This is a genomic window from Thalassotalea loyana, assembly GCF_030161435.1.
Lineage (GTDB): Bacteria > Pseudomonadota > Gammaproteobacteria > Enterobacterales > Alteromonadaceae > Thalassotalea_G > Thalassotalea_G loyana.
This window is the reverse complement of record NZ_BSSV01000001.1, coordinates 478,684-502,201: the sequence shown is the minus strand read 5'-3', so window position 1 is coordinate 502,201 and position 23,518 is coordinate 478,684. Positions and strand designations below refer to the sequence as shown.

Sequence of the window (23,518 nt, the reverse complement as noted above, 5' to 3'; positions counted from 1 at the left end):
CGTATCTCTCACGAATATTGTCCAAAGCTTATCTAAAGTTCTATAGTGAAAGGAGACGCATTAATTTGAATAGGTAATCGTGAGACGCTTTCTTTATCTGTGGTTGTTTGGCTTACTTATTTCTTGGAATAGCCTGAGTAAAAACATCATCATTGCGGGGCAGCAATCTAGTGAAGACACTGCGCACGCTTATTTTGTTGAATTACTCAACTTGGCATTAGCGAAAACACGCGACAATAGTCCCTACCAAAATGTCATTATCTTAGACAGTGGACAAACGACACAAGGTAGAGCAATTAAATTACTCCAAGAAAATATCATCAATGTTTATTGGACTGGCTCCAATAAAACAAGAGAATCGATAATGCTACCGATAAAAGTTCCTCTTTTTAAAGGATTACTCGGCTATCGCATATCAATTATTAAACAGCAAGATTTATTAGATTTCACAAATATATCTGAAGCACGCTTAAAGCAAAAAATTGCCTGCCAAGGAGAGCACTGGCCCGATTCAGATATACTTGAAGCAAATGGCTATCATGTATTAAGAGTTGCTCGTTTTGATCTAATGTTCAAAATGCTTGTACAAGGCCGCTGTGATTACTTTCCTCGAGCAATTTACGAGGGCTATGGTGAGTTAGAAAAAGCTAAATTAAAATACCCTAATTTAGTCATCTACGATGAAACAATCCTCCAATATCCATTTCCAATGTATTTTTTTACTAGTCGTGACAATATTGAACTTGCCATGCAAATAGAAACAGGGCTATTAAAGGCATTAGAAGATGGGAGTTTGCAAAGGCTAATGGAGAATCATTCAACAACATTAGGTATCTTTCCACTCTCTCAATGGCGAGATCGACAATATTTTCATCTAGTTAATGATTCTTTGCCTGATGTTTCCCAGTTTATAGGTACTCCCTTATGGCTAACATTACACCCACAATAAAAAGCCGGCGTTATTGCCGGCTTTTCTATTTTGCACATATGATCTGTTTATGGTTTTATCGCTAATAAATCGGTCTTTAATAGCGTAAGTATTTGCTCGGCTGTATTACCAATAATGCTACCACTTAGTCCTTTACGACCAACGATACCAAGGACCACGACCGCCGCTTTAACTTTCGCTGCGGTGCTTGGAATAACTTTCTCTGGCTCGCCTGCTTTCAAATGAAAATGCTCTAACGGGATATTATGTTCGTTTGCTAACGCTTCAATAACAGGCTTAAGCTTCTTATTTGCTTTGATCTCAACTTCGTCTTTGTACTGTAATCCGAAATCGTTGAGTAGACGAGAAAAAGGGACAGTGTAACAAACGTGAAGATCACTCTTTGACGCAGCTGCTAAGTCTTTTGCTTGCGCTAATATTTTATCATTTAACGCAAGCTTCTCTTCATTTTTGGTCTCAAGATCTATCGCAGCTAACACGTGCTGGGATCTTCGCCATTGTTTTTCAGATGATAGATAAATTGGCGCTTCACATTCTCGCAGCAAATGCCAATCGGTAGACGTATACATCAGAGTTTCTGTACGATGCCCTGTTTTGACAACAAAACTGACTTGGTTTTCTTTGACATAACGATTAACCCACTGATGAATTCGTTTTTCCCAAACGACTTCACAGCTGTAGTCAATATCTGCAGGCACATGCTCGGCTAATAACGCCTCTGAGCGCTCTTTCACCTTACTGATGATATCAGCTTGCATTTGCTCAAGATCACAATCTAAATGAGTAATATTGTCATGGCAGAAAAAAACAAATTTCACAGGCATACCGTGTTGTTCAGCAAGCTCGCTTGCTTTTAACATTGCGACGGGATTACCATCTAACAAATCAGCGACCACAAGAATATGACTCATAAAAATCTCCTAATAATATGCACTTACAAATTTATAACACAAAAAAATTAGACTAGCTTGAGATAAATTAAGTTTTAATCGTTTAGTGGTTTATTTTTGAATTCGCTGGCGAACAATTTCAAAAAGGCAAATACCCGTAGCAACCGATACATTCAAGCTTGAAACAGCACCAGCCATCGGCAATTTAACTAGCTCATCACAATTTTCTCGCGTCAGTCTGCGCATGCCTTTACCTTCTGCTCCCATAACAAGTGCTAAAGGACCACTTAATTTCACATCGTATAAGCTAGTATCCGTCTCTCCTGCCGTACCCACTATCCACACCCCTAATTGTTGCAGATGTTTCATTGTGCGAGCAAGATTGGTCACTTGAACCAGTGGCACTGTTTCTGCAGCACCTACTGCCACTTTACGTACAGTTGCTGTAATCTTTGCCGCTTTATCTTTTGGCACGATAATGGCCTGTACACCAGCAGCATCAGCGTTTCGTAAACATGCTCCAAGATTGTGAGGATCCGTTACCCCATCAAGTATTAGCAAAAATGGCGGGATATCCATTCGCTCAGAGTTTGAGATAATTTCATCTAAGTCATTTTCATTATATTGCTTGTTTGGAGTGATACGAGCAATAACACCTTGATGTTGCTCACCCTGGCTCTTATCGTCGAGCGCTTTTCGGTGAACAAATTGACATGGTATTTTATATTTGCGAGCCAAATTGATGATTGGCAGCATACGTTCATCATCACGACCTTTTAGGACCCACATTTCAATAAACCGCTCTGGAGACCGCTCAATCAATGCTTGAACAGCGTGGATTCCCAAGACAACATCGCTTTGTTTTGACATAGTATTCTTCTTAATTTCTTACTTTGTTTTTGCAGCTTTACGCGCGTTTTTACCTGGCCTAGACTTTCTAGCCTTGCGTTTTTTCGCTTTGGATTTTTCTGGCTTGTTCTTCTTTTTGCCCTTGCCTGGCTTTTCAAACTCACGCACAGCACTCTGTGCTCCCGCCTGAGCTTTGGATTTTCCTTTTTTCTTCTTAGGTGATTGGGCTTTTCTAGCTCCAGGCAATGGTTTAGCTTTCTTTATCGTTGCATTTTCCCCTTGAAGAACAAGATCAATTTTCTTTTCATCAAGGTTAACTGCTGCTACCTGCACTGCGAGAACGTCACCCACGTGATACTTCTTACCCGTATTCTCACCTGATAAGCACATCCGCACATCATCAAAGTGATAAAAATCTCGGCCAAGTGAGGTTATATGAACAAGACCTTCAATATGCAGATCTTGAAGGCGAACAAACAAACCAAAATTGGTAACTGTTGAAATCACTCCAGTAAAGTGATCACCTACGTGGTCCTGCATGTATTCGCATTTAAGCCAATCTGCAACATCACGGGTCGCATCATCGGCTCGACGCTCTGTCATTGAGCAATGTTCGCCAAGCTCTGTTACTTGCTCTTCGGTGTAAGTATGGTGTCCAGCGTTTGAATCATTAGCGGCTTGCTTTTCCAAGACCGCTTTAATAACACGATGAACCACTAAATCGGGATAACGTCTTATCGGCGAGGTAAAATGACTATATTGTGTCAGCGCCAATCCGAAATGCCCAATATTTTCACTTTGATAAACGGCCTGCTTCATTGAGCGCAGTAACATAGTTTGAATCAATTCTTGGTCTGGTCGTTCCGCAACTTTTGCCAAAATATGGCCATAATCAGAAGGTTCAGGCTCTTCTTTGAATGGCATTTGAATACCCAATTCACCAAGATAAGTGATGAAATTTCGGTACTTATCTTCACTTGGCTTATCGTGTACACGAAATAAACCCGGCATATTGTGTTTCTCTAAAAACTTAGCCGTCGCAACATTTGCCAAAATCATGCACTCTTCGATCATCTTATGGGCATCATTGCGAACTAAGGGAACTATCGACTCAATTTTCTTATCATCGTTGAAAATAAACTGTGACTCTTCCGTTTCAAACGCAATAGCGCCTCGAGAATCACGTGCATGTGTCAATGCTACATACATATCATGTAAATTTTCTAAATCACCAACAAGCGGCTCATATTGCTGACGTAACTCTTCGTTACCATCTAGAATTGCCGCCACTTTCGTATAAGTAAATCGGGCTTTAGAGCGCATAACCGCTGGATAAAATTTGCTGCCCGATAGCTTGCCAGCGGCGCTGACCGTCATTTCGCATACCATACACAAACGATCAACATCGGGGTTTAATGAGCACAGACCATTAGAGAGCTTTTCCGGCAACATCGGAATAACTTGTGACGGAAAATAAACAGAGTTCCCACGAGAAATAGCTTCATCATCGAGTGAGCTTCCCGGGCGAACATAATAACTTACGTCAGCAATCGCTACCCAAAGTCGCCAGCCACCACTTTTCTTAGGCTCACAAAATACCGCATCATCAAAGTCTCTTGCGTCTTCACCATCTATGGTCACAAGCGGCAAATCCCTGAGGTCAACTCGGGGTAATTTCGCTTCTTCAGAAACTTCATCAGCAAGCGTAGCTACTTCAGCAATCACATTTTTAGGAAACTCATGAGGCAAATCATGTTCACGTAACGCAATTTGAATTTCCATACCTGGCGCCATGTGATCACCCAAAACTTCAACCACTTTAGCCATTGCATTTCGATGTTTTGATGGTCGCTGAATAATGTCAATAACCACCATTTGACCATGTTTCGCCCCCATATTTTGCTTTGGCGGTATCAAAATATCTTGTTGAATACGTGCGTCATCTGGAACGACAAAAGTGATATTATGCTCTTTGAATAAGCGCCCAACAATGCCATGTTTTCGAGGCGCTATTACGTCGAGTATTCTAATTTCTTTGCGCCCTTTTTTATCCGTGCGCTCCAGTAAAATCCCCTCGGCGATATCTCCATGAAATACTCTTTGCATCTCATGTGATGATATAAAGTAGTCTTTGCCTCCATCATCCGGAGCAAAAAAGCCATAACCATCTCGATGACCAATAACTTTACCGGTAATAACGTCGCGCTTTGCTGGAATAACGTATTGCTTAAACTTGTTGAAAAACAATTGGCCAGACTGTTCCATTGCCCTTAATCGTCGTTTAAGAGCAATCTTACCGTTTTCGTCGCTGATTCCCGTAGCTTGGCAAACACCTTTAAAATTTAAAGGTGTTTTTGCTTGGCCAACAAGCTCAAGAATCAATTCTCGACTTGCAATCGGCTTTTCGTATTTTTTTGCTTCGCGCTCGAAGTGTGGGTCGTTAACAGTCACTTATTTTATTCATTGATGCTTTTTATCAATTATACCGCATTAAGTGACTGTCGGTATTAAATTTATTTGATAGGCCTAATAGCGTTGTTTTTTAGCTTGGTTAACGATGTGTTCAGGCATTTTATTTGCCAGAAGATTCAGTTGCATTGCAATCTTTTGATGTGTTTTGTTGTCATCAGTTACCGCATGATGCAACTGAGAATATAGCTCAGGAAAATCCAGTGGACTACCATAGCCCTCATTATACAAATTAGCTAATCGAAGTTGTGCATTAAGGTTATTTACACTTGCTGCTTCCTTCAAATATATGATCGCTTTATCGATATCAACTTGCATAAATTTCCCGATATGGTGGTACCGACCAAGTTGCTCTAATGCCTCAGGTAAACCTTGATCAGCAGCAAGCTTCATGTAGCGTAAGCCAAGAGGGACATCTTTCTTAACACAGACGCCATAAGCCAACATATCACCCCATAAAAATTGGTAGCCTGGTTTTTTAGCTTTGATTGCGCGCGCTTCAATATCCTGCACTAACTGACATTCATCCAAGACAACTTGTGATAAATGCTTATTTTCTTTAATCAAGTCTAATAGCATGTCGTCTGTATATATTTGCACAGCTTGAAGATTTTGCCCTAATGTAATGCATGGAAACATTAAGATTGAGAAAACAATAGAAAATCGCAACATAAATAACACTCTCAGTTTGGCGTATACAAGGTTATCGGCACACTCGCAAAAATGTTTACTAATTTGCGCTAGCTCACAAAAATAACATTAATTTGTTGAATTATCGCACGATGATTGTCAGTTTAGCGCTTTACGTTTATATTAAAAGTCATTAGTTAGATTTAATTCTCAGTGACCTCACAGGGTGCAGTAGACTCTCAATGATTTTAGAAAAAGAGTTATCAACGTTATCTGTAGGTGAGTACGTTATCGATATTGTTCAGCAAACTGGAACGTATACGTTAACCGGTGCTGGCCACATTAAAAATCAAAATGTCATCGCTTTTTTAGAGAAAAAGGGCGTTATTTCTGTGCTCGTAGATACTGAAAAGGCGATCAAAAAAGAGCCGCAAAATAACGAAACAGAGCCAAAAGCAGTCAAACAAGAAAAGACACAAAGCCCCGTAATTGTTGAAATAAAACAAGCGAAAAGGTTATTTAACGATTCCAAGAATATTCAACGCCGAATACTCAAGGACGTGGCAATAGGTAACGAAATCAATGTCGAACCCATCATAGATATTACCAACAATACGATTGATACTGTGTTTAAGAATCCAGATGCATTAGCTTGTGTGATCAATATTCGTGATAAAGATGAGTACTTATTGGAACATGCGGTATCTGTTTCAGTGTTAATGACGATTTTCGCTCGGTATTTGGGTTTTGATAAACCGCTCGTACAACAACTTACTATTGGTGCTTTTTTGCATGATGTCGGCAAAATAAAAATTGATGACAATATTTTGCATAAGCCAGGTAAGCTCACCGATGAAGAGTTTGCTGTAATGAAAACTCACGTGAATCACTCGATTGACATCATTGCAAACACCCCAGGTGTATCAGAGCTCAGCTTAGAAGTTGCCGCTTTGCACCATGAGCGACTCAACGGTACCGGCTACCCATACAACATTGAAGCTGACGATATTTCAAAATACGGACGCATGGTGTCGATTTGTGACATTTTCGATGCGTTAACAGCAGACAGGTGTTACAAAGAGGGATACCCTCACATAAAAGCCTTTAGTATTCTGAGAAAGCTCGCTCAAGACGGCCACTTAGACGTACAACTTGTCGATCAGTTTATTAAGTGCATGGGGGTTTATCCAGTAGGCTCATTAGTAGAGTTAAACTCTCATAAACTAGCCATTGTCGAAGCGCGAAACCAAGACGACCCTATCCGCCCCAAAGTGAGATCATTTTTTAATGTTAATGACAATCGTTATGTCATGACAGAAGATATTGATTTAACAAATACTGAAGACTTTATTGTTAAAGGCGTTAAAGCTGATGATTTTGATCTCGATATGAATAAAATTATCGAGTTCTTGTTAATGCAAGGTTAGCCATGTTTCCAAAAGGAGTTAATGATGAATATGGACGATAACTACGGTTTAATTAGTAAAATAGTCGCAATCCCAGGCAAACGAGAAGAACTAGCCGACATACTCGTTAACGGGACCCAAGGAATGCCTGGTTGTATTTCTTATGTCATCGCTAAAGACCCGCAAGACGCTGATGCATTATGGATTACAGAAGTCTGGCAAAGCCAAACGATGCACCAATCATCCCTTTCATTACCAACGGTTCAAGATGCAATGATTAAAGGTAAACCATTGATTGATGGTATTTTGGAGCGAATCGAAACACAACCTATCGGCCAAGTCTAATACACGTTAAACAATAAAAAAGGGGCATTTACTGCGGGCTATTGAGTCAAGTCGGAGCCGTTTTGTTGAAATGACAAAGCGGTCTTTTGCCTTAAGAATATTTTTTCGTTATTTTTCAATGGTAGTTGAGTTACAGAAAAACGCTCGAATAATCTAAAAGTGTACGATTAGTTATATTTTTTAATTGGTTACATTTTTAGTAAAGTATATGGATTGAGATCTTTGATCGGAGAAATCCTGTTTTTATATATTTAAAAACGAAAAAACACTGACCATTATGATCAGTGCTTTCAAACAGATTTGTTTTTAGATTAAGCTTGTTTCTTAAATTTGCGAGATGCTAATCCCATTAAGCCTAATGCAAAAATAGCTAGCGTAGATGGTTCTGGAACATCAGTTGTTGTGCTTGTTAAGCTTATGTTGTCTAAGTTCACCTCAAAATGAAATAGCTGAGTATTTTGCCAAAATTCAAGTCGAACTTGCTGACCTGCATATCCAGTGAGTATATTTGTAACATCAAACGCTCGGTTATTAGGGCCAATTTGTGTTAGAGCATCATTAGGATTAGTTGAGAAAATCTCATTAATCAAACTTAAATTACTGTCATACAATCTGACTTTAAATTCTTGCGATGAGTCATTGAAAGAAGAGTGATGATTGCGAATTCGATCATCCCAACTCAATAAAATCGAATCGAAGTTGCTTGACAAAACCAAGTCTTGGTAAAAAGAAGCTGTTGAAGGTCCGCACTGCGCAGACACCAAATCGTAACTTCCAGAAATTGGAGACATTGGTAAAGCAGGGCCACAAGGATCATAGCTTCCATCGTTAATATTCCAAGTAGTGCCTGAATTAATTACAGTCCAGCCAGTTGTATTTCCAGTCTCAAAATCACCATTTACTACATATTCAATTAAGCCAGCATTCGCGCTACCAGTAAAAGCTAAAGCAAAGCTAGTCACTAAGCCTTTTAAAAATTTATTCTTCATTTGAGTTATCCTTTTGATCCCTTTCCATCGAGGTTGGAAGGTATTGAATAAAGCTAAAAATAAATACTTATTGGGTACTAAGCACGCAGTATGCCAATTAGGTAACTATCAAAAAAAACAATAGGTTAGTGATAGTTGGTAATTTCAAATTTGTATCTTTGTAAAATAACCTGACACTAAAATCGATTGTTCATTATGTTTGGTAAGTGCTCGGTTTTGTTGCGATAAACCTCGTCTATTCGCATTTTGTCGAGACTAAAAGACAACATATCTTCTGCGGTAAATCTTTTTCTAGTCAACCCAAGTCGCATAGCTGGAGTGGAAGGTTTAGGTTTATTATTACCTGAGAAATTGCGATTAATAGTACGTTCATTGGTCATGCAATAGTTAAAGTATACACGTTTGATTTCAATAAGTTTTGCCATCCATTCAGGGTTATACCCTGCATAGGCGTTCCAACGCTTTGCATTGGTGGCACTGGTAACGGGTCTTTCTAAAAAATTAATGTGTCTTCGTAGTATTTGAAACCAATTATCAACACCATAAAGGGATGCGTTTGCCAAGCATTTTGCAATCAACTTTTGGTTCATTTTTTTCACATCACCCAGTGGCAGCATAAGCGCTAAGCGAGACTTTCTATTCGGGTTGATTATCCATTCTGATTTAGCATTGCCCACTCGAACTCTATTTGATAGCTGTGCTTGCCAAAGCACCTCTTTCATTTCCCTTGTGCTGATGTCAGGGGTATCTTTTATGGCAGTCGCTTTAACCTCTCTGATTCGGTTTAATGCATCCTCATCTAAATACTGGCCGCTTCCTGATTTCTCCGCAGAGATTTGAAAGGCATAAAGCTTATGTTGGGCTATCCAATCTTGGTAAACGGCTCCTAGGGCTAATTTGATGCCTGAGTCGTTATCTGCATAGAGGTGGACACGGTTAGCATATTTTAATTTCTCTTTGAGCAACTCAAAGTGCGCTAATACACTGTAAGTTTGTTGCACCAATAAGCCTTTTGGTGGCATTTGAAGCTCAACATTACGTTCAGACTCTGGTGCTTGTACCATGACATCATCGTTACTTAAAACGTATTGTGCGTAACGTCTGTAGTAAGGAAACTTTTCTTGCTCTTTCTTTTCTCGATGCTCTTTATTTATTTCCTTGTAATCACTGGCAAAGTCAAAGTTGACGTTAGAAACAACTACAAAGCCTGAATCATTATCTACTGTTGAGGTGTTCACTATGAGCGTAGGCTTTGGCATATCGTGGTCGCCCCAGTTACTTAAGTAAAATTGTCTATCTGAGCTTAAATTCAGAGTTCTAGTGGCTACGGCATGGTCAAGCATTTGTGAGTGATAATGGTCAAACGCTAAGGCTTGCTCATAGAAAAAATTGATTTTATCGTAAATGACTTTGGCACCAAGTTCATGCTTTTCTATCATGCGATTAAGGATGCCTTTGTTCATCAAATCTTTGAAGATATTTACGTTATCTAAGTTACGATAATGGCGATTAGCAGGGTTTACTTTAACAGTTAGCTTTGAATTACAAGTCAAACAGGTCAGTTGTTGTGAGCCGAACCTGACTTCTTTGATAATTTGGTCAACTGGCTTACCACCCTTTTTGAGCGGCCTTTGAACTACATGCTCAATAATGCGATCTGGTTGTGTTTTTCCATCTAATTTATAAAGTTCGGGGTGAGTGTAAATCCCCTTATCTCTGTTTTTACACCTAGGCTTTTGCTTTTTAATGCCACGCCTATTCTCAGGAGATGTTGGGATATAGTAGTTCCTAAAAGTCCTCGGCTGTCCGGGAATAGCTTTATTCTGGCAGGTCGGCTCGATTGGCTCATATACACTGGATAGGCGATTTACCTCTAACTCAAAACAACGGTTATGTATCATAGTGGTGCTGTGTTCACAGAGCTTACAGGTCAGCATATGCTCTGATTTGTCGGCACTCCATGTCAGCTTATATTCGTTACCTAATCCACGTTTAAGCTCACCATTGGCTTTGTAGGTTGGGTTCTTTGCCACAACACCAAAATTCTCACACTCTGGATTTTTGCAAAAGTTAAGTTGGGTATATAACCCTGTCTCTTTGTTTTTGTACGCTCTTGGAATGGATATGGCTTTTGTTGGTGTATGTTTATTTTGCTGTGGCGTTGATTTTAATGGTTCCGCTGTCTCATCACATAATTTGAAAAACAACTCGGCACACAATGTCGCATCAAGCAACGCACTGTGTTTAGTGCGACTTGAAATATCAATACCGTATCTTAAGCAAGCGGCATCTTGACTGATTTTTCTGACACCCAGTTTTTCTTTAGCAAATTCCATTGCACATGTAACTTCTGCACAGATATCTGAAACTGTTGAAGGGTAGTTAACACGATTTAACTCTGCGTTTAAAAATCTTAAATCAAAGGCAGCATTGAAGATAACTAGGTGGCTTCCTTTAATGAAATCAATAAATTGCTCATAGATATCGCTAAAGGTGGGTTTACCTTCTAATTTTTCATCTAGGATTCCGTGAACTCTAAAAGCACTCTTTACTGATTTTTTGCCTTCAGGATTAATTTTCAGGTTAAACACATGACCAGTAGGAGCTGCCTCTTCATATTCTATGCAGGCTAGGTCGATAATTCGATGATTGCCTTTATGGGGATCTAAACCTGTTGTTTCCGTATCTAAGAAGACATATTTCGTCATAATAACCACTCCTATAGCCAATATTATAGGATGTTTTGGTGGGTTTTAAATAACTTATTGAAAAAACTAACTAATCGTACATTTATTCAGTGTCTTTTAAGGTGGTAGACGACAAGTAATGAAATTTAATTGTTATTTTTCAGCGATATAAAATGAAAAAGAGCTACTGTCGTAAAATAGTAGCTCCGAGTTGACTCAATAGCCCGCATTTACTGCCCCTTTTTTATTTTGGTGCTTTTCTAATCGTTAAGCGACATCGTTTATCTGCTTATTTTGCGTGATATCCTGAACCACAGGCGCTTTTTTTGCCTTTTCTTTCTGCAAGTCTTTAAGCGCTAACATACAAGGCGTAATCACTAAGGTGAGTATAGTGGCAAACGCCAACCCGCCAGCTACCGCCGTAGCCAACTGAGCCCACCATTGAGTTGATGGAGCGCCAACAACCGCCGTACGATTGAAGAAATCAAGGTTCACTTGCAAGACCATAGGCAACAAGCCAAGTATCGTTGTAATTGTCGTCAACAATACAGGACGCAAACGTTGAGCACCCGTGCGCAAGATCGCATCTACCACACTGTAACCTTGTCGACGTAACACGTTATAAGTATCGATTAATACAATATTGTTATTTACCACAATACCTGCAAGAGAGATTACACCAATCCCCCCCATCACGATGCCAAATGGGCGTTGAACAATCATCAGTGCTAAGAAAACACCAACAGTCGAGAATACAACGGCGCTCAGAATCAAAAATGCCTGATAGAAGCTATTAAATTGGGTGACTAAAATAATCGCCATCACAAATAACGCGACACCAAACGCATTTACCAAGAAATCTTGCGATTCTTGCTGATCTTCATTCTGCCCCTTTATCACGATATCGACTGTTGGGTCGATGTTCAGAGATGGAAATTGCTCTTTTAGTTTTGGTAACTCTTTTATCAGTTGAGCACCCGTTACTAGATTCGCTTTAACAGACACAACGCGCTTTGAGTCGACACGGCGAATTGTATCGACTTTATTTGACGCACTACGTTCAACAAACCCCGTAATTGGTACTAATCCTTCTGAGGTTTTCACACGAATTTCATCAAGTCGGCCTAAATGACGTTTGTCTTCAGGAAAGCGAACACGAATATCTAACTCGTCGTCAACATCATCAGGACGATATTCACCTAATTTTAAGCCATTTGTGACTAACTGAACGGTAGAACCAACCAAGGTCGCATCAGCGCCAAAAGTCGCCGCCTTGGCACGATCAATTTTAAGCTGCCACTCTATACCCGGTTTTGAGCCTGAGTCTTCAATATCCGTGAAGTTTCCATTAGCAATTAACGCATTTCGAATCGTCTTCACGGTATCATCAAGACGCTCAGGAAAACGTGAGCTGAGCTCAATAATTAAATCTTTGCCGCTTTGCGGTCCAGGACTATTCTTTCTCGCCTCAATCTCAACACCCGCCAAGTCTTTAGTTCTTTCATGGATATCAGCAATAACTTCATCGGCTGGGCGACGATCTTGCCAGTTTTCAAAGTTCACTTGAAAGCTACCTACTTGGTCATTGCCACCAGTTCTCGTATACAAGGTCTCAATATCAGTAATCGGTAAAATTCGTTGCTCAATAATTTTCATGATGTCATCTTTTTCACGCATCGATAAATCACCATGAGAACGAACAACCATAGTCGCGCTATTGGGTTCAACGTCAGGGAAAAAGACAACACCTAAGCCACTTTTGCCGTATGCAAACATCACGAAAATAGCAACGACTACTGTCGACAGGACAACGGTTTTTGGACGTTCTACCGCTTTAGTCAGTAAACCAACATATTTGCCAGTAAAGCCTTTCAAAGAGCGAATATCACCTTCTTCGGCTTGGATCATTTGTTCGCGTTCTTCTTTTGAAACCACGCGAGCTTTACCAAATACAGTGCCTATAGCCGGAACGAAGATTAATGCCATTGCAAGCGACGCTGTCAATACAGCGATTAGCGTAAATGGTAAATACTTCATGAATTCGCCCATCATGCCTGGCCAGAACATTAAAGGTGCGAAAGCAGCAAGTGTTGTTGCTGTTGATGCAATAATTGGCCAAGCCATTCGCTTTGATGCCATTTTATATGCGCGTTTACGGTCGACACCTTCACTCATTTGTCGGTCGGCAAATTCGGTGACTACGATAGCCCCATCAACTAGCATACCAACAGCCATAATAAGACCGAAAAGCACAACAATATTGATTGTTAAACCAGAAATAGCGATAACTAAGATACCCGTTAAAAAGGCACCAGGGATTGCAAATCCAACTAACATTGCACTACGTACACCAAGTGCAGCAATAACAACAATAACAACCAACAATACCGCTGAGAATACGTTGTTTTGTAAGTCGTTCAACGTTTCTTTTACTTCTCGAGATTGGTCGCCAACATAAGTTACCGCAACTTGCGAAGGCCACTTTAATTGAGCTTCTTTGGTGATCGCTTTTACCTTATCCACCGTGTGAATAATGTTTTCGCCAGAACGTTTCTTTACTTCAATAGCGACACTGCGGTGACCGTCTAAGCGCGCAAAGGATGTTGGGTCTTTATAAGCGCGTCGAACCTTTGAAACGTCTGCAAATGTAATAATACGATCGCCGTCTACCTTAATCGGTAAGTCAAGAAGGTCTTGTACCGTTTCAAAAATAGATGGGACCTTAATCGCAAAACGTCCTTTACCTGTATCCATCGTTCCTGCTGGAACTAAACGGTTGTTGCGTTCAACCAGGTTGTAAATGTCAGAGGAGTCTAAACCATAGCTTTCCATTAACAGCGGATCGACGATGATCTCAACCATATCTTCGCGATCACCGCCAATATCGACTTCGAGCACTTCTTCAAGCGTTTCCAACCTATCTCGAAGGTTTCGCGCTAACGTGACAAGGCCACGCTCTGTTACCGGCCCTGAAAGAATCACCGTAATTGCAGGTTGCTGATTTGCCATTGTTACTTCATGTACTTCTGGCTCCTCAGTATCGTTGGGCAATTTCGCTTTTGCTAACGTGACTTTGTCTCGAACATCAGCTAATGCTTCTTTAGGGTCAAAACCCGCGATAAACTCAAGTGTCACAGAGGCATGACCTTCACCTGCATTAGATTTCATTTCTTTAATGCCTGCGATGGACTTAAGCTCATTCTCCATTGGTCGTACTAACATTCGTTCAGCGTCTTCAGGAGAAATACCATCATGTACCATCGATACATAAATCGTCGGTATCGTGATGTCCGGATTAGACTCTTTAGCAATGTTCGCGTAGGTCACTGCACCTGAGATAATGAGTAAAACGAAGATCATCAGCACAGAACGAGTGCGTGATAATGCTCCTTCAATCATAGATAACATAGGCCTTACTCACCTTCAGCCATTACAGGATCGACTTTATCGCCATCTCGAACAAAGCCTTGACCAAGCACAATGATATCAGCACTGTTGCCTAAGCCACCGAGCCAAATACCATCATTTTCACTCTTAACAATGTCAATCTCAGTAAAAATAACTTGGTTGTTATCGACCATCTTGATGCCAATATTTCCTTGCTCATCAAGAGCTAATAATGCTGGAGAAACTTTTATTGCAGGTGTTTTATTCAATGCGATATTTAACGTTCCAGACTGTCCAGCACGCCACTGTCCATCTTCATTATTAACGGCAACTTCGACTTTAAATGTATTGGTTTTTTCATCCGCGACACTGGCGATATATCGAATTTCCCCTGTCGTGGCAGCATGATTTAACAAGTCAATATTTGCTGCCTGCCCTACCTTTAATTTACTAATTTGGTGTTCTGTTGCGTACCCTGTCACAACAATTGGCTGTAAGTCTGCAAGCATGGCGATTTGATCGCCCACTTTCACATAATCGCCTTGCTCTACGTAACGGGTATTTAAAACTCCATCAAATGGTGCAACAACTTGCGTATTAGCAATGGCAATTTCTAACGTTTTGATTTGTGACTTCACATCTTCAAGTTCCGCCGTCGCAGTACTTAGCTGTACTTTGCCCTGATAACCTTCTTGATGTAATGACTCAACGCCTTCATAATTTAACTCTCGCTGTGCTAACAACGCTTTAGCGCGAGCCAGCTGGCTTTTTAAATCACGAATATCAATTGTCGCAATAACCTGACCTTTTTCAACAAATGCGCCACGCTTGGCGTGTACCTTCAAAATTTTTCCGGCTACTTCTGCTTTGATTGTGGTAACGCGATCAGGTTCAGTTCGCCCATAAAGCTCCACCGTATTATCGACCATTTGTGCGTCAAAGCGCTGAACCTTAACTTTTGGCGTTACTTCCGTCACCGTCTGTTCAGATTGTTCGCTGGTTTGTGAGTCCTGCTCACTTCCCGATAACATCCAAACAATCAAAATGAGTACTATCAAAGCCGCAAGCACGTAAGGTCGCTTATCTAACCATTGTCGACTTCGAGTTAAACCACTCATATTCACTCCTCAAAATTGGGTTTATGTTTACACTTTTATTGTAACTGTAAATAGTGAGTTGATTATACGTAAGTTCATTAAAGATAGGAGAGAAAAATGTTGCAGGATATTTTTATCGTACATATCAACCCTGAAAAACAAAAAAACCAGCACGAGGCTGGTTTTTAATATATTGAATTACTTAATAATTTATACAGAGAACGAAGAACCACAACCACAAGTCGTTGTTGCGTTAGGATTATTCACTAAGAAACGGCTACCCTCTAATCCTTCAATGTAATCGACTTCACCGCCAACTAAGTACTGTAAGCTCATCGGATCAACAACAAGCGTTACTCCCGACTTTTCGACTGTCATATCGCCATCATTTACTTTCTCGTCAAAAGTAAAACCATAAGAAAAACCTGAACAGCCCCCACCAGTCACGTAAACGCGCAACTTAAGATCAGGGTTCTCTTCTTCAGTGATTAACGCTAATACTTTATTAGCTGCTGCATCAGTAAATTTTATCGGTAATTCAGTCGCTGACATCTGCTTTCTTACATCTCTTTTTCAATGGGTGCGAATTATCTTAAACCTGACTAATTTAATCAAGTATTTGTCGTTATAAGCTGTAACTTTTTACAACTCAAGATGAATGATTACTCTGCAGGTGTAATTTCCTGCCAAGTATAGTTTTGATCGATTCGATGATACTTTTGCCATTTTCCTTTTGGCAAAATCACAGTTAAATCTAATTGTTCAGGCATAAAATCTTCAGGCAGCGTAAATTCACCTTCTAAAATCTGGAAATACTGCAGACTAAATGAACGCTGCTTTTTGTCGATATCACCTAAAGTCGCGACATTCAATTCGCCTGGCTTATTTGATTTACTGCCTTTTAATGAAAGCTCAATATAACCTTTAGCATAACGCTTATTTGCTTGCTGCTGAACCAAGGTCACCTGATAGCGATAATGATTATCACTTTGTGTTGGTGTAATTATAACGTTATCAATGACTAAGCCATCTGCCTGTTTTTCAGGGGCCATAACTTTTTCATAAAAAGCCAACTCCTTTTTAACAGCATAATGCTCAGCTTGCAGAAGTTTTAGTGCTTTAGCCGCACGTTCACTTGCCAGTTTTTCGACCTCTAACTCCACCGATAAAGTATTTATCCTAGAGGCCTGCTCTTGTTGAATTTGATACAAATTATTCAAACGAAGCGTTTGATTTTCAATGGTTTTCACTTGGTAATTATTGTAGTAGTTGCCAATGCGATAACCGCTAAAAAAACTAATAGCGATAAGCGATATAAGTAACATCGCTGAACGAAATGGTCCTAACCTATCAACCACAACACTAAGATTTATTTTTGCTAACCAATTCATTATTAACGTATTATGTATTTAACTTCTTTATGCCAACAACAAGGCATTACTATACCCTGATGAATACAGTAAGCGCATTTAAAAAACGTTTAGCTTTACCTCAAACTTCATGGCAATTATGTTTGCTAGCGATTTTCGGAGGTTTATTTGCTGCGCTTTTAATTATTTTATTCACTCTAACGATAGATGGTTTAGAGCAATTATTTAAGTATCAAGTTGGCCAGTATACCAGTTTTGATACGCTAAGTCGTTTTTTAATCCCGATAGCAGGTGTCTCCCTGATACTCGCGATGTCTTGGCTTACGGGTTACCAATATATCCGTACAGGTATCCCTTTTGTTTTACATCGATTGAAAATTGCCTATGGTGTTATTCCTTTTCGCAATACGCTGAACCAATTTTGGGGTGGTGCAGTCGCATTAGCATCAGGTTTTTCCGTTGGACGCGAAGGGCCAGCTGTCCATATTGGCGCCGCCGGTGCAAGCTATGTTGGTAACAAGCTCAATTTACCTAATAATAGTATTCGAACATTATGTGCCAGTGGCATAGCGGCGGCGATCGCTGCAACGTTTAATACGCCAATTGCTGCCGTAATGTTTGTCATGGAAGTGATACTAAGGGAATACAAGATTCATATTTTTATTCCTATCATGTTGGCTTCTATCATAGGCTCAATGGTGACAAGTGGTGTATATGGGCCCGTTAATGAGTTTGAGTTTTTTACAACCTTATCGTTAGAAAACACCATTTATCCATACCTCGTTGTTTTAGGTATTCTTTTAGGAGCGTTGGCTTCCGCTTTCAACCACGCACTTATTTACATCCTCGATAAATTCAAACGCTGGTCAATCGTCACTCGTTTAGGCGTTGCGGCAGTAATAACTGGGTTGTTTGCTTTATTTGCGCCGATTGCGATTGACCCACTGCACTCAGAAGTTGCAACAGTGCTGAGCTTGGATATCGGTGCTCAGTGGAAAATTATTACCTACTTACTGTGTGCAAAGATCCTAATGACTTTGTTTGCAATAGGTTTGGGTATTCCTGGAGGAATGATAGGACCCATCCTCGCAATAGGTGCACTAACCGGTATTGCCACATCGACCCTTATTAGTCCACTTATTGACGCACCAAATGTTGCGAACGACATGGCATTAATGGGCATGGCCGGTTTTATGGCAGCAACATTGAATGCACCATTAGCGGCATTGTTGGCGGTTGTTGAGCTATCAAATCAGCTTGAAGTTGTAGTACCAGCAATGATCGTGATTACCACTGCATGCTTAGTATCCGGGCAACTCTTTAATAATCGCTCTATCTTTATCATGCAGCTAAATATTCAAAACCTACCGTACAGAAAAACGCCATTGGAAACCTCGCTACAACGTATTGGGGTTATTGGCGTGATGCAAGAAACCTTTACCGTATTGAATACTGATAAAGAGTCAGCCAAGCAAGAGGCACTAACAACAGATCTCGACAGTTATGTGATCAGTGAAGAACAAGATGAAAATGGTGAACAATGCTTTTTCTGGCATCAGCATATTTTGAAAAATAACGTGAGTAAAATTGATAGTTATCAATTAAAACCCATATCATCTCAAGATACACTAGCAGAGGCATACCTAGCGCTGAAAACTGAGCGTTGTGGCGGTGTATATATTTATCAGCAAGATAAGACGAATATTGTTGGCATGATCAGCTTTGAACAAATTCGCAATTACTTACACGAAGGAAAACTCAATTAATGACAACTCTACTATGGCTTAAAGCGTTTCATGTAATTTTTATGGTCGCGTGGTTTGCCGGCATTTTTTATTTGCCTAGATTGTTCGTCAATCACGCAGAAACTGACAATAAAGATGTCGCTAATCATTTAAAAGGCATGGAGCGTCGACTGTTATATTTCATCACACCGTTTGGCATTTTAACGATTGTGCTTGGATTGGCATTAATCCATTACTACGGTATGGCATGGTTCGCCGCAAGTCATTGGTTACACATAAAGTTAACACTGGTTATTTTTCTGGTAATTTACCATCTATATTGTTTCAAACTGCTAAAAACCTTTGCCGAAGACAAAAATACTCGTTCAGGTCGCTTTTATAGAATCTTTAACGAAATTCCCGTGCTCATTTTATTTGCAGTCATCATATTAGTTTACCTAAAACCAACGTTTTAATCGGATTTCAAGCGTGAAAAAGCCCGGTCACATGACCGGGCTTTTTTTATTCTTATTTACTTGGTTGAAGGAGCGCTTGGTGCTGTCTCTTCAACTTCAGCTTCTGAAATTGGCTGATTTGTTAACTCACTTTTCCACGTTAAGTCAGGCAATTCACCAAACACGATTTGAGCAGGTGTTGCATCAGCAGTAGCGCCACCTTTTCGGTTGGCCCAAATCACCTTGCCGCTGTTTGCATCTACTAACGCTACGTCAATAAAAGCACCTTCAGTCGCTTGAATAGGTACAACCGCCCCTAAAGTCAACACACCTACTAAAACACTTGAAGCAACATCTTTTGCAATCATGCCACTCGATTTTTCATAGCCCGAGTATTGAATTAACAAAGCAGAGTCTGCACCTGTTTTGTCAGCAATAATATTCAACGCACTACCTAAGCTCGCTTGGAAGTTCGCTTTTTCTTTTTCTGAAACTAAACCTTTCTCGTAAAGCTCAGCTTTAGCTGCTTCCCATGCCTCTTTTGCTTGTGTAATTGCGTAAGCAAATTCTTCATCTTCTTCAATCGCCTTTGCAAAATCAAATTCAATAACGTCTAACGATTCATTCTTAAGCTTTACACGAGCAATTTCTTCAATTTGTGTGCGGATTAATGTCGATTTCTCATCAAGTGGCGTATTATCGCCATCGAAATTAATCTGTTCAATTTCTACTTGTGCTGGCAATAACACAACAGATTGAACATTACGCGCAACCGATTCAAAGTCCTGATGATGGCGCACAGTTGTTTGTGCACAGCCTGTAACGACAAGCATAGTAAACACAACCAACATTTTTTTTAGCGTTAAACGCATACTTTTTATCCTTCTAAATTATTAAGTAATGAGTTGATATAGCGACGATCTTTAACGTCACTATATGAGAGATATTGTTGAAAATAACTTTTCGCTGCTTGATTATTTTGTTGATCAACTGCTAATAGTCCCAACCCCTTATAAGGCAGACTAAATGCGCGATTAAGTTCTGCTGCTTTTTCAAAATATGATTTAGATTTAGCAATGTATTCTTCGTCACTTTCATCTAATTTAGCGACTAACTTATCGTCAAAATCATCGTCATATAACCAAGCAAACTCTTTTGCATAGGCTCTAGTTTCTGATGCTTTTAAGCGATTGGCCTCACCTAAATAATAATAAAGCAGCGCATTGTTTGGTTGCGAAGCTAACTCCCGGTTAACCAAGTCCTCAGCCAATTCGAATTGCTTATTACGTAACCTTGATTTAATCACTAACTCGGTCAACGATGAGCGAAACGCTTCATAATCAGGGTGATCTGTTTTAGCATTTGATTGCCAATTTATCTCAGCGATTTTCTCTTTTCCTGCTTTGAGTCGAGCACTAATATCGGGGTGAGAACTCCATAAAGAACGTAAGTCTTTTCCATGTTTTTCTAAGACAAGTTTTTCAAATGCATCGACGCTTTTTGATAAGTCATAGTCGGTATTTACAAGATATTCAATCGCCAGCTCATCGGCTTCCTCTTCCGTCTTTCGACTAAAAGAAGACAACTCACTGAGTGTCGCAAAATAAATTAACCCTGTTCCCATGAACATCAAGTCCATCACATGAGAACTCACTATTGTTTGTTTTCGGTCAATAAGCTTAATCAAACCATGTCGTTCAACAACATGAGCTATTTCATGAGCCATAACCAACGCTAACTCATCTTCTGAGGCGAGGCGATTAATCAAGCCTGCGTTAAAGTAAATATTACCATTTGGTAACGCAAAGGCATTGAGAGAAGCGTCACGTAAGATGTAGTAAGAGATGTCGATATGGGCATCAAATTCTGGCTCAATCTTCCTCGCCATGTGAGCAATGTATTCATTGGCGTTTTTGTTGCGCACGATGAGCCCTTGTTGAACTAAATCATGATGCAACTTGTTCGAACGAGCGATTAGGCTTTGCTCTTCTTCTGAAATGGTAAAGTTATCTGGTCGATTAGTCAGTGATTGAACATCACGTTTACTGATGGTACTGCCACAGCCAAGCAAAAAAAGCGGTAGCAAAAAAGCTAAAACACGCATAATTATCCCTAATTCATTTGTTATTATTTTTTAATCACATTACAAGCTAAATTAACAGCTTCGCAACATAATAACAGGGCTTCCTTTGCATCACTAGTGTTTATTTTATCGACTTAAACTAATCCAATATTTTGGCTCTCTAAGCAGTGACAATGACTTTTCTGACAAAATAGGATTGGTAAAAATAAACACTTTTCTACCGTGAATAGCCGCTGCTTTCATCACCTCTTTCGTAATCGGATGGGTCGAGAAAACTTTTTCAAATGACCCATCCTTAATTGCAATATCCAATCCATCGGCAATTCGGTTATATAACTTGGTATTGTTTTTATTGACAAAAAAATAGAAAGGCGCAGGGTAGCGAATCAAAATATTTTGCTCGACAACAAACTGCGGTTTATCATCGATTTCAGTCCAAGGTTCATGAAGCGCGCGGGGAAAATAGTCAAATCGTTTACGTTCCAGCATCGTGAGTAAATTGGCGGCACCGCCTTCGACCACATTCACACCGTTATGCTGTAAAATTGTACTGTCGGGCCAGTCATAGCCTTGACCTGCTAATAACTTTCTCAAATCTTCGAGTGACATATCGGTGTGAAACTTATGCTGATCTTCCTTATTGATAATGAAAATTCTATGACCCATCATACCTTTTAATAAAGGCACATAAATCGCTTGAAGCCGTTGTTCAAGTTCATGGCTCGAAACACGCCAAGTCACATCAATTCCTTGATCAAGTTGCACAATAATTGATGTTCTACCTTGCGGCATTTCAAAGACCACAGGCGATAGCTCGTAATCGCCGTAAATATCTTTTGATTTATCTAGTGCAAGCCGCAGCAAATCAATATAGTAGGCCTGTTTTGGATCTGGGAAGTTTTTCGAAATATTATAACGAATCAAATCTTTTTCATTGGCGTGCGCATGAAAGCTAAACGTTACAAGAAGAACGACGGTAAAAATGTAGCGCACAATGTTTCCTTTAAAAAATCATTGACCTGTACTCCATAGTATAGACGAAAATCAATATTCAACGCTTTCCACTGTTGACCATTCTCAAGATTGCTTTTTTATGCTATATTTCGCCGCAATTTTCACCTAGCACTATGCTTAGCGTGAGCCGATTTAAACGACTTTTGACGGCGTTATACAATGATGAAATTTCAAGGTAGTCATATCTTATCTGTCTCGCAGTTTGACCGTGAGGCAATCGAAAAAATTCTTCAAGTTTCTAATGCAATGATTCCTTATGCTGCTAGGCAAAAAAGATGTCACGTATTAGAAGGTGCAATTCTTAATAACCTTTTCTTTGAACCAAGTACTCGCACTCGAGTAAGCTTTGGAACGGCATTTAATCTACTAGGCGGTTTTGTTAGAGAAACGGTTGGCGAAGAAAACTCTTCGTTATCAAAAGGTGAGTCGCTTTATGACACGGCTCAAGTCATTAGTGGCTATTCAGATGTTATTGCGATGCGTCATCCCAAAATGCACTCTGTCTCTGAATTTGCCGAAGGTTCGAGTGTCCCTGTAATTAATGGTGGCGATGGAGCAAACGAGCACCCTACACAAGCGTTACTCGATTTATTCACGATCCAGTCAGAAATGTCATCCCACCAGCGCGGCATTGATAACTTAAATATCGCGCTTATGGGTGATCTTAAACACGGTAGAACCGTACATTCATTGTCTAAATTACTGAGCTTGTATAACAATGTTCACGTAACAATGATTGCGCCTGATGCGTTGCAGATGCCAGATGGCATCATTTCAACGCTTGAAAATGCAGGCCACAAAGTAACAGTTACTGACAAAATAGAAGGTAATTTGGGTTGTGATGTCATTTATCAAACACGTATTCAACAGGAGCGATTCAGCTCTTTAGAAGAAGCTGATAAATACCGCGGCCACTTCAGTCTAAATAAGAAGATTTACCAGCAGTACTGCCAAGATCATACAGTTATTATGCACCCATTACCGCGTGATTCTCGCCCTGAAGCGAATGAATTAGATACTGACTTGAATGATTTACAAAATTTAGCAATTTTCCGCCAGGCACAAAATGGTGTTTTAGTTAGAATGGCATTATTCGCCCTAACGTTGGGCGTTGAAGACAAACTAACTCAATACGAAAAGCCAATCACTTGGCACACAAATAAGTAATAAGCGA

At 39.9% G+C, this 23,518-nt stretch carries 19 protein-coding genes; 6 read left to right on the top strand and 13 right to left on the bottom strand.

Annotation, left to right across the window (positions count from 1 at the left end; genetic code table 11):
• The first annotated feature begins 79 nt into the window (after positions 1-79).
• A complete protein-coding gene (locus tag QQK05_RS02215; RefSeq protein WP_284295744.1) occupies positions 80-949 on the top strand; it encodes a type 2 periplasmic-binding domain-containing protein in 870 nt (289 codons plus the stop codon).
• A gap of 47 nt (positions 950-996) precedes the next feature.
• Here QQK05_RS02215 and QQK05_RS02210 read toward each other — a convergent pair whose 3' ends face one another.
• The 4 genes from QQK05_RS02210 to QQK05_RS02195 all read right to left on the bottom strand — a co-directional run bounded on the left by QQK05_RS02210 (position 997) and on the right by QQK05_RS02195 (position 5,829).
• Positions 997-1,860 carry a universal stress protein gene (locus QQK05_RS02210; protein WP_284295743.1) on the bottom strand — a complete coding sequence of 288 codons (864 nt, stop codon included), beginning with the start codon at positions 1,858-1,860 and terminating at the stop codon, positions 997-999.
• A gap of 90 nt (positions 1,861-1,950) precedes the next feature.
• Positions 1,951-2,709 (bottom strand): 23S rRNA (guanosine(2251)-2'-O)-methyltransferase RlmB, encoded by a 759-nt coding sequence (rlmB, locus tag QQK05_RS02205; RefSeq protein ID WP_284295742.1) that lies wholly within the window; start codon positions 2,707-2,709, stop codon positions 1,951-1,953.
• A gap of 18 nt (positions 2,710-2,727) precedes the next feature.
• The gene (rnr, locus tag QQK05_RS02200) at positions 2,728-5,139 is read right to left on the bottom strand and encodes a ribonuclease R (RefSeq protein WP_284295741.1); all 2,412 of its coding nucleotides are present in this window, start codon (positions 5,137-5,139) and stop codon (positions 2,728-2,730) included.
• 75 nt (positions 5,140-5,214) lie between these two features.
• Entirely contained in the window at positions 5,215-5,829 is a 615-nt protein-coding gene (locus QQK05_RS02195; RefSeq protein ID WP_284295739.1) for a tetratricopeptide repeat protein, read from the bottom strand.
• Positions 5,830-6,029: 200 nt separating this feature from the next.
• Between QQK05_RS02195 and QQK05_RS02190 the strand changes: the two genes are divergently transcribed.
• On the top strand, positions 6,030-7,214 hold the full coding sequence (locus QQK05_RS02190) for an HD-GYP domain-containing protein (RefSeq protein WP_284295738.1): 1,185 nt from the start codon (positions 6,030-6,032) through the stop codon (positions 7,212-7,214).
• Positions 7,215-7,235: 21 nt separating this feature from the next.
• Positions 7,236-7,538: a putative quinol monooxygenase gene (locus tag QQK05_RS02185; protein WP_284295737.1), complete on the top strand. Its 303-nt coding sequence runs from the start codon at positions 7,236-7,238 to the stop codon at positions 7,536-7,538.
• 311 nt (positions 7,539-7,849) lie between these two features.
• Here the strand turns inward: QQK05_RS02185 and QQK05_RS02180 are convergent, their stop codons facing one another.
• From QQK05_RS02180 to QQK05_RS02155, 6 genes are all read right to left on the bottom strand, one after another.
• On the bottom strand, positions 7,850-8,527 hold the full coding sequence (locus QQK05_RS02180; protein WP_284295736.1) for a PEP-CTERM sorting domain-containing protein: 678 nt from the start codon (positions 8,525-8,527) through the stop codon (positions 7,850-7,852).
• 176 nt (positions 8,528-8,703) lie between these two features.
• Positions 8,704-11,235 carry an exonuclease domain-containing protein gene (locus tag QQK05_RS02175; RefSeq protein WP_284295734.1) on the bottom strand — a complete coding sequence of 844 codons (2,532 nt, stop codon included), beginning with the start codon at positions 11,233-11,235 and terminating at the stop codon, positions 8,704-8,706.
• Positions 11,236-11,481: 246 nt separating this feature from the next.
• Positions 11,482-14,622, bottom strand: a complete 3,141-nt coding sequence (locus tag QQK05_RS02170) for an efflux RND transporter permease subunit (RefSeq protein ID WP_284295732.1) — start codon at positions 14,620-14,622, stop codon at positions 11,482-11,484.
• A gap of 5 nt (positions 14,623-14,627) precedes the next feature.
• Positions 14,628-15,719 (bottom strand): efflux RND transporter periplasmic adaptor subunit, encoded by a 1,092-nt coding sequence (locus QQK05_RS02165; protein ID WP_284295731.1) that lies wholly within the window; start codon positions 15,717-15,719, stop codon positions 14,628-14,630.
• Between the two features lie 189 nt (positions 15,720-15,908).
• On the bottom strand, positions 15,909-16,250 hold the full coding sequence (gene erpA, locus QQK05_RS02160) for an iron-sulfur cluster insertion protein ErpA (RefSeq protein ID WP_284295730.1): 342 nt from the start codon (positions 16,248-16,250) through the stop codon (positions 15,909-15,911).
• A gap of 110 nt (positions 16,251-16,360) precedes the next feature.
• Positions 16,361-17,089 (bottom strand): DUF6776 family protein, encoded by a 729-nt coding sequence (locus QQK05_RS02155; RefSeq protein ID WP_284295729.1) that lies wholly within the window; start codon positions 17,087-17,089, stop codon positions 16,361-16,363.
• Positions 17,090-17,148: 59 nt separating this feature from the next.
• Here QQK05_RS02155 and QQK05_RS02150 point away from each other — a divergent pair, with 59 nt between their 5' ends.
• Positions 17,149-18,834, top strand: a complete 1,686-nt coding sequence (locus QQK05_RS02150) for a chloride channel protein (protein WP_284295728.1) — start codon at positions 17,149-17,151, stop codon at positions 18,832-18,834.
• A complete protein-coding gene (hemJ, locus tag QQK05_RS02145) occupies positions 18,834-19,268 on the top strand; it encodes a protoporphyrinogen oxidase HemJ (RefSeq protein WP_284295727.1) in 435 nt (144 codons plus the stop codon). The genes QQK05_RS02150 and hemJ overlap by 1 nt, the downstream gene beginning before the upstream one ends.
• A 56-nt stretch (positions 19,269-19,324) precedes the next feature.
• Here the strand turns inward: hemJ and QQK05_RS02140 are convergent, their stop codons facing one another.
• From QQK05_RS02140 to QQK05_RS02130, 3 genes are all read right to left on the bottom strand, one after another.
• The gene (locus QQK05_RS02140; RefSeq protein ID WP_284295726.1) at positions 19,325-20,119 is read right to left on the bottom strand and encodes a hypothetical protein; all 795 of its coding nucleotides are present in this window, start codon (positions 20,117-20,119) and stop codon (positions 19,325-19,327) included.
• Between the two features lie 5 nt (positions 20,120-20,124).
• The gene (locus tag QQK05_RS02135) at positions 20,125-21,351 is read right to left on the bottom strand and encodes a M48 family metalloprotease (RefSeq protein WP_284295725.1); all 1,227 of its coding nucleotides are present in this window, start codon (positions 21,349-21,351) and stop codon (positions 20,125-20,127) included.
• Positions 21,352-21,456: 105 nt separating this feature from the next.
• Positions 21,457-22,323: a type 2 periplasmic-binding domain-containing protein gene (locus QQK05_RS02130; RefSeq protein ID WP_284295724.1), complete on the bottom strand. Its 867-nt coding sequence runs from the start codon at positions 22,321-22,323 to the stop codon at positions 21,457-21,459.
• A gap of 180 nt (positions 22,324-22,503) precedes the next feature.
• Here QQK05_RS02130 and QQK05_RS02125 point away from each other — a divergent pair, with 180 nt between their 5' ends.
• On the top strand, positions 22,504-23,511 hold the full coding sequence (locus tag QQK05_RS02125) for an aspartate carbamoyltransferase (protein WP_284295723.1): 1,008 nt from the start codon (positions 22,504-22,506) through the stop codon (positions 23,509-23,511).
• Positions 23,512-23,518 lie beyond the last annotated feature (7 nt).

Excerpts from the sequence above, each read along its gene's own strand:
- QQK05_RS02210 (WP_284295743.1), bottom strand. The coding sequence starts at position 1,860 with ATGAGTCATATTCTTGTGGTCGCTGATTTGTTAGATGGTAATCCCGTC.
- rlmB (WP_284295742.1), bottom strand. The coding sequence starts at position 2,709 with ATGTCAAAACAAAGCGATGTTGTCTTGGGAATCCACGCTGTTCAAGCA.
- QQK05_RS02195 (WP_284295739.1), bottom strand. The coding sequence starts at position 5,829 with ATGTTGCGATTTTCTATTGTTTTCTCAATCTTAATGTTTCCATGCATT.
- QQK05_RS02190 (WP_284295738.1), top strand. The coding sequence starts at position 6,030 with ATGATTTTAGAAAAAGAGTTATCAACGTTATCTGTAGGTGAGTACGTT.
- QQK05_RS02185 (WP_284295737.1), top strand. The coding sequence starts at position 7,236 with ATGATGAATATGGACGATAACTACGGTTTAATTAGTAAAATAGTCGCA.
- QQK05_RS02180 (WP_284295736.1), bottom strand. The coding sequence starts at position 8,527 with ATGAAGAATAAATTTTTAAAAGGCTTAGTGACTAGCTTTGCTTTAGCT.
- QQK05_RS02175 (WP_284295734.1), bottom strand. The coding sequence starts at position 11,235 with ATGACGAAATATGTCTTCTTAGATACGGAAACAACAGGTTTAGATCCC.
- QQK05_RS02170 (WP_284295732.1), bottom strand. The coding sequence starts at position 14,622 with ATGTTATCTATGATTGAAGGAGCATTATCACGCACTCGTTCTGTGCTG.
- QQK05_RS02165 (WP_284295731.1), bottom strand. The coding sequence starts at position 15,719 with ATGAGTGGTTTAACTCGAAGTCGACAATGGTTAGATAAGCGACCTTAC.
- erpA (WP_284295730.1), bottom strand. The coding sequence starts at position 16,250 with ATGTCAGCGACTGAATTACCGATAAAATTTACTGATGCAGCAGCTAAT.
- QQK05_RS02155 (WP_284295729.1), bottom strand. The coding sequence starts at position 17,089 with ATGAATTGGTTAGCAAAAATAAATCTTAGTGTTGTGGTTGATAGGTTA.
- QQK05_RS02150 (WP_284295728.1), top strand. The coding sequence starts at position 17,149 with ATGAATACAGTAAGCGCATTTAAAAAACGTTTAGCTTTACCTCAAACT.
- hemJ (WP_284295727.1), top strand. The coding sequence starts at position 18,834 with ATGACAACTCTACTATGGCTTAAAGCGTTTCATGTAATTTTTATGGTC.
- QQK05_RS02140 (WP_284295726.1), bottom strand. The coding sequence starts at position 20,119 with ATGCGTTTAACGCTAAAAAAAATGTTGGTTGTGTTTACTATGCTTGTC.
- QQK05_RS02135 (WP_284295725.1), bottom strand. The coding sequence starts at position 21,351 with ATGCGTGTTTTAGCTTTTTTGCTACCGCTTTTTTTGCTTGGCTGTGGC.
- QQK05_RS02125 (WP_284295723.1), top strand. The coding sequence starts at position 22,504 with ATGATGAAATTTCAAGGTAGTCATATCTTATCTGTCTCGCAGTTTGAC.